Origin of the sequence: Gimesia maris (genome assembly GCF_008298035.1) — a bacterium.
GTDB lineage: Bacteria > Planctomycetota > Planctomycetia > Planctomycetales > Planctomycetaceae > Gimesia > Gimesia maris.
The window spans coordinates 5,129,551-5,142,881 of the sequence record NZ_CP042910.1; the positions used below are offsets into that span (position 1 = coordinate 5,129,551).

Genomic DNA, 13,331 nt, shown 5'->3' on the forward strand with positions numbered 1-13,331 from the left:
AACTTCAAATCACTTTTTCCGGGAACGTACTCTCATGAGCAGTAATTCCGAATCCGTTCAAAGCGATGACAACTTCATTTCAGCCAGACAGACCATGATTGAACAGCACCTCCGCCAGCGGGAAATCACTGACCCCCGCGTACTGGAGGCCATTGCCCGTGTTCCCCGTGAACAGTTTGTTCCTCCCGAATCGCAGCGATTTGCCTATAATGATTGCGCACTCCCCATTGACTGTCATCAGACTATCTCTCAACCTTATACCGTCGCCTTCATGTGTGCCGCTGCACAATTGACTGGAAACGAAGTGGTTCTCGAAATCGGCACGGGCTCCGGTTACGGTGCTGCCGTCCTCTCTCTACTCGCCCGTGAAGTCCATACGATTGAACGCATTCCCGCACTCGCCAGTCAGGCTGCCGAACGACTGCAGCGCCTCGGTTATGACAATGTTCACGTCTACACCGAGGATGGCACGCTCGGCTTGACCCAGGCAGCCCCCTTCGATGCCATCATCGTCACTGCATCTTCAGAGGAGTTGCCTGAACCCTATCAGGTACAGCTTTCCGAGGGAGGAAGAATCATTATCCCCCTCGGCTCTGAGTCAACCGGCCAGCGCATGTACCGCTTCACGCTCAACAATGGAAAACTCTCTGAAGAAGTCCTGGGGGCATTCGTCTTCGTCCCGCTGATCGGTAAATACGGACACCCTTCAGATCATCCTGAGTAACCAACTGCTCATTACCGGATCTTCACTGGTGGCTTCTGTCCCTTCGGAATCAGTGTGATATATTTTCGGTCTTTCATTCGCTGGTCAAAATCCGCTTTGGCTTCGGTGACTAAAGCAGGATTCTCCATCAACTCCACAGTCGTTGCCGCCAGCGCCTGGGCTGCATACAGAATTCCCTTCTCACCTATCGAAGAGCCAATACAGGCGACGTTCTGCCAGCTGTGTCCCGGGTTCCCCGCAGCAAAACAGGTCGTCCGCAACCCCCCCGTGGGAATATGCCAGCTGATATCACCCACGTCTGTCGAACCTTTAGACGACGTTTTCGATTCCAGCAATGAATGCACGCGGCTGTCTATCGCTACCGGAAACTGCTGACCGAACTCCTCAATCAGTGGTTGCTGTATCCGGCGGGCAAACGCTTTCTCTTCTTCAGAAAATTCAGGCGGCCCGATCGTCATCAACTTCCCGTGAATCACTTCCGATAAAGGCGTATTGGGAATCAACTCGTGATTATCCGTGTCGACCTGTACCGCAAGTTTCGTCCGCGTCATCAGCGCCGCCCCTTTGGCAATATCAACCACCCATTTATAATTCCGCTCCAGATCCTCATGCGTATTTGACCGCACGTAATACCAGACGGTCGCTTTCGCAGGCACCACGTTGGGCTGACCACCGCCGTCGATGATCACGTAATGCATCCGCGCATCTTCTTTTACATGCTCGCGCATATAATTCACGCCGGTATTCATCAGCTCGACCGCATCCAGAGCACTCACGCCACTCTCCGGACTCACCGAAGCATGCGCAGGCAAACCCGTGAAGGTGAACTTCACCGACACCAGCGCTTTCGAACTCCCCAGATGTACGTTGGTATTATTGGAGGGATGCCAGTGCAGACAGATATCCAGATCCTCAAACTGCCCGTCCAGCAGCATGTAAACTTTCCCAAGACCGGTCTCTTCCGCCGGCGTTCCATACAGACGCACGGTCCCTTTCAATTGATGCTTGTCGATCGCGACTTTCGCCGCTAATGCAGCCCCCAGCGCGGCTGTCCCCAGTCCACTATGACCACAGGCATGTCCCGCGCCCCCTTCTGTCTGAGCTTCGCGAAAGGGAACCGTCTTTTGCGACAGGCCGGGCAGCGCATCATATTCCGCCAGAATCCCAATCACAGGTTTTCCGCTTCCATAACTCGCCACAAACGCGGTGGGCATATCAGCCACGCCACTCTTCACCGTGAACCCCTCCTCCTTCAGTTTCTCAATCAGCAACTGGGAGGACTGATTTTCCTGCAGACCAACTTCCGCGTAATTCCAGATCGACTGGTTGACCGCTTTCAGATCATCTGCCCGCCTGGTGACATCCTCGACCGCCGTCTGTTGGGGTGCACTCAGCTTCTCGGGAGCTTTTTCCTTCGCTGGGACCAGGCGAACCAACAGAAACAGAGTCAGCACACACCCGACAGATTTCACAAAGTTCGCTCGCATCATGTTTTTTCTCTCCGAAATCGGAATGCATTATTGAGAATGGATCAATTCAGACTACCAAAGCCTGCGCAGGTTGTCATCTCTTTTCCCTGTTCAGTTTCATTTAAACAGTTCATCGGGAACCACTGAAAGAAATTGACTTGACTCCGTCGCGCAGCCACAGAAACTTTCCAGCTATGCGTCGCGCGCATAGCACGTTTTTCATCGCAATGCACAGCCTGAACCAGAAGAAATCTGATAACTGAATTCTCGGCTTTATCCACTTGAAAATCACCTGTATCTGTCGCATGACTGCAGATCCTTTCATCGCTTATCGGTCCCGCTTTCTGCACGTTTTCTGCAGTCTGATACCACTTTTGCCCCCTGACTCCACCAGTCCCGCGTCAATCCGGCGCAGAACTGATAACTGCCGTTGACCTGCACGAGCCAACCTGCATGATCTTTTCCATTACACAATCTGTTTTTCCTTTTCAGACAGGAGACAAAAACATGACGACAACTCCCCCCAGAACCAGAACCCGTATTTCCAGCGAACGGCGTCATCAACTGCTCGAGGCGGTCAAAATGTTACTCGGCCTGCACAGACACCCGTCTGATATCAAACGGGCCATCAGCAAAGAGTATCAGATCTCTCCCCGTTCGGTCGAACGCTATATTACCCGTGCCCGCCGGGAAATGGTCGAGAGCCTGACCATCCCCTTTGAGCAGCTGCTTGCCCAGTCATACCAGTATTATCTGTATAAACTCCAGTATGGGAATCTTTCCGAACGCGAACAGATCCGCTGCCGCGAACGCATGGATAAACTTCTCGGACTGGGTGGCACCTCCCAGAGCCGTGTGAGACGCTGGACACACAACCTGACTCCGGAAAAAATCCAGAATATGTCAGACGAAGAACTCAACGCCACACGTGAAATGGTACTCAAAGATTATTACCGGAGTAGAGGGGAATCATACCCCAGACGCACCAGGGACAATACATGAAAAATGAGCACGATAACAATTGGTTCAGATGAGTCTCACAGATTCTTCTTGCATCCAGGACCAGGAGTCGGCAAGATTAGGCTAGGCAACCATGTCTCGTGTCTACTCTGTTCAGAAAGAAAGTTCTTTCCATGCGCACAATGCCTCTCATCTGTTTTATTACAGTGACACTCACATTAGGAGCACAGAAGAGTCCAGCACATGCCAGTAACAATTACTTTCTGCCCGGGGATGCATTTTTTCATTCGCACCTGGATCGAGAACTCGCATTAAAACTGAAACAGAATCCTGAAACCCCATTTAATTACCGATTTGTCGGCCAGCTCGCTTTTTGTGGCTACGCCGGTTATTCCAGCCTGGTTCTGGATCAGCAGAATCAGAACCTGGCAAACAATATCCATAAAGTCTATTTTGATATTCGAAACAATCTTCCCATTGAACTGAAAATGAAACGTGACATCCCCGCATCCAAGCTGGAAACAACCCAATGGAATGTCGCCGATTTTGAAGAAACCAACGGAATGAGTCTGTTTTTTTACAATGCAGACTATGACTGGCAACGAAGACACATTGCCCTCAAGTATAATGAAGACTGGCAGGGCGATCTTAAAAAGTTTGGTTTTGGAGGTGGGCGGTACTGTGAGTTTGTCAAAAGCCCTGACGCCATCATCGCTTCCTGGTCGCTGGGAAAATACATTCCCCCTTTAAACCTGAAGCTGCCTGAAGTTGAGATTGAGAAATTCCAGACGGTCAAGACTCCCCTGACGCCTCAAGCGCCTTTGAAAGCGTTGATTCTCTTAGGCAGTAACTACAACGATTATTTCAACATGAAAAATGGGTGGGATGTAATCGAAGTCACCAACGAAGGCATATCCCGCTATGAGATCCATCGCAAAGAATGGAAGAATTACGAAGAACTATACGGAAAAGAATAGAAACTGCTTCAACCAGCGGGAATGCATCAGAACATTTTCCACAGCGGTCCTGCAGTCTACAGCACGATCCCGTCATAGCGTAACACGTACTCTTTCTTGAAGACACTGGGCTTGAGTTTCATGCCCTGTTCGCGATCCTGTTCGGCTTTCTCAGGTTCTTCATGATGATTGTACGCCTGCCAGCGATGAAAATAAGCTTCCCAGTCTTCCGGGTCCAGTTCAATAGCCTGCGTATAATCGGCAATTGCCAGATCAACCTGCTCGGCGTTCCAACGCAATAACCCTCGATGCAAATAGATGGAAGCCAGACGTTCCCTGCTGTAATCGGGACGTCGATCCGCCACCTTAATCGCCGCCGTCAGATCATCCTCGGCAGGCAGATATTTTCCCACGCCCATATACAGCAGTGCGCGGGCAAATCGGGCATCAATGTCGGTCGCATCCGCTTCAATCGCCACGTTGAAGCGGGCCAGATGGTTCTCATAATCCGTAATATTATCCGCCGGATCGAAATGAGAGAGCGGCCGATACAGTTCAGGAGTCGTCATCGGAACCGGAATACATGCCGAAAGACAGAGCAGCAACAGCACGCCTCCCGAAAGCAGGCGCAATGACAAATTCAGCATCAAACACATCCTTGTAGAACCCGACCACGATATACTTTTTACATAAGTACATAAACGGCATGACGTTATGCACTTAAACCCAGCCAACCGCTATCAGGCGAAGACATCCCCTCTGCGCGTAATGTAGACCACAACCCCTTTCTCTGCAATACATTTCATTTTCATCAATTTTCTCCCCCTTCAGTCAGAATCAGATTAACGTCGGATTAATGATCGATGAATAAAACCCGACTCGTCCAGAATGAGATTGAACGTCTGGAACCGGGTAGATATTTTAATCGAACTCATACCGTGCATATTCGAGAAAACGAGTTTCAGTTTCAGATATCTGATTCTCTCATTTTCTGGTTCTTCACTCATACTGATTCAAGTAACAAGGAACACAGGATGCGAAACTCTTCTTTCTGCCGTTATCTTCCCCGGATGTATCGTCGTCATGCTTTTACATTAATCGAACTTTTGGTCGTCATTGCCATTATCGCGATCCTGGTCGCTTTGTTGCTTCCGGCAGTCCAGCAGGCACGGGAAGCCGCCCGACGGTCATCCTGCAAAAATAATCTAAAGCAACTCGCACTCGCATTACAGAACTACCATTCGACCTATGATGTTTTCCCCCCTGGTAGTGCAAACGGTGCCGGCGATAACCCGAACGGAGCCCATGGATCAGGGGCGGTCGCCATCGGGGGTTCCTGGATTCTCATGATCCTCGCCAACCTGGAGCAGTCTGCCATGTTCGACGATTTCATGACCATCGCCAATGAACGCAACGAAGTACAGGACTGGCTGGGAAATGGAACTTATACCTCACAGGGCATGGAGGTTGGCAGTAAACCGTACAACGCCATGTTGTGTCCGTCACACCCAGTCAATCGAGAGCAGTTTGGCAACGGAACCGGTCTGGAACACCTGGCCCGGGGAAATTATGCAGCCAACTACGGGAAAGCCGGATATGGGCGTGTGCATACCAATGATGCTAAAATTGGTGGCATCTTCGGGAATAATTCCAGTATCTCCATTCGAGATATTAAAGACGGTACTACCAACACGCTGGCTTTAAGCGAACTGAAGTTTCGACTGCAAAGTTCCTCCGGCCCTTCCAGTCAGGATACTCGAGGTACCTGGCCATACGGAGTGATGGGTGCGAATATTTTCAGCACTCAGACCGGCCCTAACAGCACCACTCCGGACGGAATCTGGGGCTGTCGCAGTTACCCCGATGAAGGAATGCCCTGTATCCAGATCGGGTCACCTTATACCGAAATGTATTCCGCTGCACGCAGCTATCATGCCGGTGGAGTTCAGGGAGCCATGGCCGATGGTTCGGTAAGATTTTTCTCAGATAATATCGACATGACACTCTGGCACGCGTTGAGCACACGCGGCGGGCGGGAAGTCATCGAAAACTTTTAAAGGTATCTTTCCATCGTCTTCTTAAGGCAGTATTGAAAACAGGACCATTCAATACTGCCTGTTTACCTTTTCAGTTTCTACTGAGTCATTCTTATCGTGAACTCAGTTGGAATCCGATTCAGCATGAAGCAATATCATGATATTCCAGAATCCTCACTTCATCCAATTTTGTCTGCTGCTCAGTCTTGCTTCCACCCTGACTGGCTGCGGTAACGACGGTAATGTACCCGTTTTTCCCACAAGTGGCGTAGTGCTCTATGATGGAAAGCCGATGGCCGGAGGCGGGGCCATTTCATTTGTCCCACTCACTCCCCAAAAAGGCAAGGCCGCCGGCGGCACCATTAATGAAGACGGTTCATTCGTGATGTCTACGTATGGCGAAGGAGATGGTTCCGCCGCCGGTGAATTCCGGGTCACAATTTACCAGTCCACTTCACAGGAACCGGATACCGAATCCATGCCCGTTGACGGACAAGCGGAAGGGGCAAAAGTCACAGAGCCGATTCAAATTGTGGAAAAAGATGACATCATCCCGCCCATCTATTCCGATGCAACCAAATCACCGGTCAAAGTAAATATCGATCCAAACGGGAACAACGAGTCATTGAAAATTGAACTTGAGCGCATGTAACGATCAGCTCAGAATCCCCTTGACCACGTGGGCCTCTTCGACTCCCGTCAGTTTGGCATCCAGGCCGCGATAAGGGTAGGTCAGTCGCCGATGATCTATGCCCATGCAGTGCAGAATCGTCGCGTTCATATCGCGGATGTGAACCGGGTTCTCGACAATGTTGTAACAGAAGTCATCCGTTTTGCCGTATTCAAACCCCTGTTTAATTCCGCCGCCAGCCATCCAGATTGAGAAGCAGCGCCCGTGATGGTCGCGGCCCGAACTCGGACTCCCAATCTTGCCCTGGCTGTAAACGGTGCGACCGAATTCACCTCCCCAGATCACCAGCGTCTCATCCAACAGACCTCGCTGCTTCAGATCTTTGACCAGAGCCGCTGAAGGTTGATCCACGTCCAGGCACTGGTTCGGCAACTGGCTCTTCAGTGAAACATGCTGATCCCAGCCGCGATGAAACAACTGCACGAATCGCACGCCTCGTTCGGTCATCCGCCGGGCCAGCAGACAATTCGCAGCGAAGCTTCCCGGCTTACGCACTTCGGGACCATACATTTCAAATGTTTTTTCGGTCTCGCTCGACAAATCCATCAGTCCGGGCACCGAAGTCTGCATCCGGTAAGCCATCTCATACGAATTGATCCGCGCCTGAATTTCCGGATCGCCAATTTCTTCCGCCTGTCCCCGGTTCAGCGTGGCCAGATCGTCTAACAGTTTCCGTCGCTGTTTGCGATCAATGCCCGCCGGATTTGACAGGTACAATACCGGACTCGATCCAGGACGCAGTTTGACTCCCTGGTGACTGGGAGGCAGAAAACCCGATCCCCACAGCCGATCGAACAGAGGCTGCCCGGGGTTCTTGCCGGTGCCCTGAGACAGCATTACCATATAAGCGGGCAGATTTTCGTTTTCACTACCCAGTCCATAACTGAGCCACGACCCCAGACTCGCATGGCCGATCTGCTGGGAACCCGTATTGATAAACGTAATCGCCGGGTCGTGATTGATCGCTTCGGTATGCACCGATTTGACAATCGTAATGTCATCGGCAATCGTCTGCGTATAAGGCAGCCGCTCGCTGATCCAGGTCTGATGCTCACCACATTGTTTCATCTCCCAGAAAGGAGCGACGACAGGAAACGATTTCTGCCGCGCCGTCATCCCGGTCACCCGCTGCGTTCCCTTCACAGAATCAGGCAGATCCGATCCATGCAGCTTGCGCAGTACCGGTTTATAATCAAACAGATCGACGTGCGAAGGGCCGCCCGACTGAAACAGATAGATAATCCGCTTCGCTTTGGGCGCAATCTTCTTCACCCCCACGGGGATCGTTGTCTCTGCCTGCGCGCTCCCGTTAAACAACTCCGGCTGCAACAGGCTCGCCAGCGCCGCACCACCGATGCCGCGAGCCGAGCGGCCCAGCAACGTCCGACGCGTCACATTTCGTTCATATTCAAATACAGGATCCATGCTTATCCCCGTGTGATAAATTCGTAGGTATTGAAAATCATGCTCGCCACGGTCGTCCAGGCAGCCGCTTCCGCCACAGGCAGACCTTGATCGCGCTGCGATTCTCCCTGATTCAACAGCGCCACAGCCGCACCTTCATTCGCCTGATAGTTCTTCAACTCACGCTGGTAGGCGGCCCGAACCGTTTTCAGTTCCCATTCTTCAGGAGCACGCCCCAATGCCTCCTCATAGGCAAAGCGGATACGCGAGTCGATCTCGTCTCCCCCCTCTTTTATGATCCGTTCTGCATAATTGCGTGAGGCTTCTACAAACTGCACATCGTTCAGCAACACCAGCGACTGCAGCGGCGTATTCGTACGGGCGCGACTCACGAGACAGACTTCGCGATTCGGCGCATCAAAGGTCTGCATGTTCGGCGGAGGCACCGTTCGTTTCCAGTAGGTATACATGCTCCGGCGGTACAGTTTCTCGCCATGATCCTGCACGAAGACCTGCGCCGTCGCCGGGGAACTTCCATAATGACTCACTTCCCGCCACAAACCTTCCGGCTGATACGGGTTCACACTCGCGCCTCCCACTCGCTCGACCAGCAGACCGGAAACATCCAGCGTCGCATCTCGAATCACTTCCGCCTGTAACCGGAACCGGGCACCGCGGGCCAGTAACCGGTTCTGCGGATCATCTTTCCAGAGTTCGGGTGTACCCTCGGAAGACTGCTGGTAGGTCGCCGAGAGCAGAATCTTCCGCAGAATGTGTTTCACATCCCAACCCTGCTCATAAAATTCGACCGCCAGCCAGTCCAGCAACTGGGGATGCGTGGGAGGGTCTCCCTGTGAACCGAAGTCCGCCGTCGTAGATACGATACCCTGCCCGAACAGCATTTCCCAGAACCGATTCACCGCCACGCGAGTCGTCAGTGGATTCTCCCGGGCGGTCAGCCATTCCGCTAACGCCAATCGGTTTCCAGGATTCTGCTCAGGCACTCCCGGTAAAAAGCCCGGCACTCCCGTACTGACTTTGACGGTGGGCTGATCGTATTGTCCACGATCTAAAATATACGTTTCGCGGGGTTTCGTAGCCTTATTCATGACCATCGTCTCAAACTCATCGGTCAACATCTGACGGCGTTCTTTGAGATTCTCCAGTTGATACCACAGGTTTTTGAACTCGGGGGCAATCTGACTGTAATACAGCTGCAGAGCAGTCGTTTGTCTTTCAGCGCGGTCATGCCGAGGAACGGACAAGATTTTCTGAATCTCGACCGGAATATTCGTGCCATCATCCACACCGGATATCCCAAAGATTTTGTAATCTCCGGCCATTAACCGCTGACCGTACCGAAATTTTCCATCTCCCCAAACCAGCATGACTGTGAGATAGGAGGCGTCTTTTGTTGCATAAGGTCGATCGAACGTGACCGTCAGATTCTGCTGACTCTGATTTTGTGGCGCGGGCGACCAGCCCGTATGATCGCGCGGGTCCAGGCAGCCTTCCACAGGATAATCAGGATGCGAAGCACTCGCCGTTAACCTGGCCACCTTTAACATCGCATACAGGTCAACCTGATCAGAGGGAACCGACGTTCCGGAAACAGCAAAACTGGTTAACAGAAATCCCCCCTCTAATGACCCTGGCTTACCATGGCCGATACTACTGCGGGGCATTTTTTCATTGGGATAAAATACGATTCGTAAGCCGGTTAGTTTTTCCACTCCGGGCTTGATCTTCAATGAAATGGAGGGAGAGCGTCCGCTGGGAGATAACGCGAGTACGTGCCCCTCTTCACTGATTTCAAATTCGGTACGGGTATTCGGGTCCGAAATCTTGACCACTTCCAGTTCGTGCAGTTTTAAATCTTTTCCGCGCTGTGACAATTCCAGACGGGCCTGCTTTTCCCACTCAGCCAGCCGGACTGCATCGGGGTGATTCAACCTGGACTGGATCTGTGTAATTTCCTGATCGAGCGCCTTCAGTTCTGCAGCCGCAAAGGAAATTTCTGTTTTCACTTTTATTTTGGGGCCCGAGTTGATGCCGAAGTTACCGTCCAGCCCTTTATCTTCGAGCGTATTGAAGTACGCGTAAAACTGATAAAAGTCTTTCATCGTAATCGGATCGTATTTATGATCGTGACACTGGGCACAGCCCATGGTCAGCCCCATGAAGACTTCGGAAGTCGTCTTCACCCGATCGACGGTGTAGTTGACCAGATTCTCTTCGGGGATCGTCCCCCCTTCGTGGGTAATCATATGATTACGGTTAAAACCGGTCGCCACTTTCTGCCAGTCCGTCGCGCCGGGCAGCAGATCGCCGGCAATCTGTTCCGTGATGAATTCATCGTACGGTTTGTTTTTATAAAAGGCGTCGATCACCCAGTCGCGCCACAGCCACATGTGACGGCCGCCATCTATCGAATACCCGTTCGTATCCGCATAGCGGGCCAGGTCCAGCCATTTGAGTGTCATCCGCTCTGCATATTGTGGTGATTCCAGCAGACGATCAACCAGTTTATCATAAGCACGGGGATCCTCTGATTTCACAAACGCATCCACTTCCTCTTTCGAGGGAGGCAATCCCAGCAGATCCAGATACAGTCGGCGCACCAGCGTCCGCTTGTCTGCGGGCTTCGCTGGTTTCAAGCCCGCTTGTTCCAGACGCGCCAGCACGAAATAGTCGATCTCATTCTGCGGCCAGTCTTTCTGTTTCACTTCCGGCAAGGCAGCCCGTTCCGGTTTAATGTAGGCCCAGTGTTCCTGCCACGTCGCGCCCTGCGCAACCCACTGTTTCAACAGTTCGATTTCCGCCGGTTTCAGTTTCTTACCAGACTCTGCCGGTGGCATCTGCATGTCGGGATCATTGTACAGGATGCGTTCAATCAGCGCACTCGCTTTGAGATTGCCGGGCACAATCACCGACTCAAAAGCGCCCGCTTTCGTATCCAGACGCAGGTCACCTTCCCGATGTTTCTCATCCGGTCCGTGACAGAAAAAACAGTTATTGGAAAGAATCGGCCGGATATCGCGACTGAAGTCGACTGTCGCCTCAGTTTTCGCAGCCGGAGCCGACTGCTTTTCGTCCGCAAACAGTGTCAGACAGGAAATGCCAACCAGCAGCAGTGGCAGCCAGTGCCGCAGAGAAAGGGTACGCATACTTATCATGCCCTGTGTTTTTAAGCTGAATTCGATCCTGGTGCGTCTCTTAAGAACCGGAACATGCCATCATGGTCCGGGAGAACAGGTGGGTCCCAGCAAGCGGATCGTAATATTGATCTTAAAGCCTGTGAATAACGCCTGTCAAGCTACGATGTCGGCGGAGAGGAGCATTTCAATCGACTCACTGGAAATGCCACTCCGAGTTGAACGATCCACTTAATCAGACACAGAAAACACAAAAACCCGCCAGCGTTTCAAACAAAAGAACACTGGCGGGTTTCCCGTAGTTTTCAAAGTGAAAAAGCAGCCCTGTTTACAGAGGACGTACGACGGACAGACTCCGCCAGTAATCAAACAGCGTTTCGACAGATAGTACGCCGCCCCCCATGCCGCTCTTATTGATACCGCCATAAGGAATACCGTGGGCAAACACATTATGAGCGTTAATCCAGCTGTTGCCCGCACACATGGCTTCGGCAACACGGGCGGCGCGTGACAGATCGGACGTCCAGACACTGTTGGCCAGACCATAATCCGTGCTGTTGGTCATTTCAATCGCCTGCTCTTCATTTTCAAACGGCGCCAGGAACGCCACCGGTCCGAAGATTTCTTCACGGGCGGCCACGTTGTCCAGTGTCCCCGCCAGCAGAGCCGGTTTGACATAGTAGCCTTCGTAACCGGGAACTTGAGCAGCGCCCCCTTCCAGTACGCATTCCGCACCTTCCGCCTGTCCTTTTTCCAGATAGGAAAGCACGCGCTGATGCTGTTTGGCGTTGACCACCGGCCCCATCTGCGAGGCATCATCCAGCTGATATCCGACCTGTACTTTCTGCAGACGGCCCACGCATTCATTCACAAATTCATCGTAAATGTTTTTGTGAACCAGCCAGCGGGTCGCATCACAGCAGACCTGACCGGTGTGAAAGGTAATCGCATTCACCAGTTTTTCAGCGGTATCGGGAATATCGACATCATTAAAGACGACCGCGGCTCCCTTACCACCCAGTTCCAGTTTGACGGGCACCAGGTTACGACCGCAGGCTTCCGCCACCATACGACCGACTTCAGGGGAACCGGTGAATGACATGCGTTTCAGCTTGGGGTTCCCCGACAAAGCAGCACCCGCAACAGCACCATCGCCGGGTACAACGTTGATCACGCCATCGGGAATCCCGACTTCCTTGGCCAGCCGCGCCAGATAGATGGCGGACATCGGGGTATCTTCGGCTGGCTTGATCACCACCGTATTACCGGCAGCCAGAGCGGGCGCAATTCCCCAGCCAATCAGCAAAAAGGGAAAGTTCCATGGGAAGATGAATCCGCATGCACCGTACGGCTGACGCACGGTCCATGCTTCGTGATTCTTAACCGCCAGTACCGACCGTCGCTGGACGTGTTGCGCCAGATCGGCAAAGTAACGAATCGTATCGACAAAGTTCTGCACATCCCCTTGCGCCTGACCTTCGATTTTGCCGGCGTCCAGTGACTCCAGTTGCGCAATCACATGCTTCTGTTGTTCGACAGCATCTGCCAGACGATGCAGCAGTGCACTGCGTTCATTCTGTGGAAGTTTGGCCCAGCCGGTTTTGCGGAACGCGGCGTCCGCCACATCAACGGCCATATCCACGTCAGCGGCCTGAAAATTGAAGACTTCCGCCAGCTGTTTTCCCGAACCGGGATCGGACGTCACGAAGGTCTCGCCTCCCGTGGATTCGATCTCTTTTCCGCCGACGACTCCTCTGAGTGGTCCTCCTTCCAGAAAGGCCTGGACTTCGGGATACAGATCATTCGCTGTAGTTGTTGACATCGCGCGCTCCTGTTCAATGAATTTCAGTAAAGACTGCTTCGTGCCCCGATCTTCTTAGCATTGCGATGCATGATCCAGGGGCTGATTTCTTGCGTTAATAATTGCCGACCGCTT

Annotated in this window: 10 protein-coding genes; 5 read left to right on the forward strand and 5 right to left on the reverse strand. The window is 52.4% G+C overall.

Annotation, left to right across the window (positions count from 1 at the left end; genetic code table 11):
• Window positions 1-34: 34 nt before the first annotated feature.
• The gene (locus tag GmarT_RS18895; RefSeq protein WP_002646276.1) at window positions 35-724 is read left to right on the forward strand and encodes a protein-L-isoaspartate(D-aspartate) O-methyltransferase; all 690 of its coding nucleotides are present in this window, start codon (window positions 35-37) and stop codon (window positions 722-724) included.
• Window positions 725-735: 11 nt separating this feature from the next.
• On the opposite strand, the gene GmarT_RS18900 is transcribed toward GmarT_RS18895, so the two are convergent.
• Window positions 736-2,214, reverse strand: coding sequence for an amidohydrolase (locus GmarT_RS18900; RefSeq protein WP_081459475.1), 1,479 nt, complete (start codon window positions 2,212-2,214; stop codon window positions 736-738).
• A 486-nt stretch (window positions 2,215-2,700) separates the two neighbouring features.
• Between GmarT_RS18900 and GmarT_RS18905 the strand changes: the two genes are divergently transcribed.
• Entirely contained in the window at window positions 2,701-3,195 is a 495-nt protein-coding gene (locus GmarT_RS18905) for a hypothetical protein (RefSeq protein ID WP_149303094.1), read from the forward strand.
• A gap of 131 nt (window positions 3,196-3,326) precedes the next feature.
• Window positions 3,327-4,130: a hypothetical protein gene (locus GmarT_RS18910; protein WP_002646272.1), complete on the forward strand. Its 804-nt coding sequence runs from the start codon at window positions 3,327-3,329 to the stop codon at window positions 4,128-4,130.
• A gap of 56 nt (window positions 4,131-4,186) precedes the next feature.
• Here GmarT_RS18910 and GmarT_RS18915 read toward each other — a convergent pair whose 3' ends face one another.
• Window positions 4,187-4,756, reverse strand: coding sequence for a tetratricopeptide repeat protein (locus GmarT_RS18915; RefSeq protein ID WP_002646271.1), 570 nt, complete (start codon window positions 4,754-4,756; stop codon window positions 4,187-4,189).
• A 387-nt stretch (window positions 4,757-5,143) separates the two neighbouring features.
• Here GmarT_RS18915 and GmarT_RS18920 point away from each other — a divergent pair, with 387 nt between their 5' ends.
• Both GmarT_RS18920 and GmarT_RS18925 read left to right on the forward strand, forming a co-directional pair.
• Complete coding sequence (locus GmarT_RS18920; RefSeq protein WP_149303097.1) at window positions 5,144-6,166, forward strand: DUF1559 domain-containing protein; 1,023 nt, start codon at window positions 5,144-5,146, stop codon at window positions 6,164-6,166.
• Window positions 6,167-6,302: 136 nt separating this feature from the next.
• A complete protein-coding gene (locus tag GmarT_RS18925; protein WP_002646269.1) occupies window positions 6,303-6,797 on the forward strand; it encodes a hypothetical protein in 495 nt (164 codons plus the stop codon).
• A 3-nt stretch (window positions 6,798-6,800) separates the two neighbouring features.
• Here the strand turns inward: GmarT_RS18925 and GmarT_RS18930 are convergent, their stop codons facing one another.
• The 3 genes from GmarT_RS18930 to GmarT_RS18940 all read right to left on the reverse strand — a co-directional run bounded on the left by GmarT_RS18930 (window position 6,801) and on the right by GmarT_RS18940 (window position 13,217).
• Window positions 6,801-8,261 carry a DUF1501 domain-containing protein gene (locus tag GmarT_RS18930; protein ID WP_002646268.1) on the reverse strand — a complete coding sequence of 487 codons (1,461 nt, stop codon included), beginning with the start codon at window positions 8,259-8,261 and terminating at the stop codon, window positions 6,801-6,803.
• 2 nt (window positions 8,262-8,263) lie between these two features.
• Window positions 8,264-11,407, reverse strand: a complete 3,144-nt coding sequence (locus GmarT_RS18935) for a PSD1 and planctomycete cytochrome C domain-containing protein (RefSeq protein ID WP_002646267.1) — start codon at window positions 11,405-11,407, stop codon at window positions 8,264-8,266.
• A 316-nt stretch (window positions 11,408-11,723) separates the two neighbouring features.
• On the reverse strand, window positions 11,724-13,217 hold the full coding sequence (locus tag GmarT_RS18940; protein ID WP_002646266.1) for an aldehyde dehydrogenase family protein: 1,494 nt from the start codon (window positions 13,215-13,217) through the stop codon (window positions 11,724-11,726).
• Window positions 13,218-13,331 lie beyond the last annotated feature (114 nt).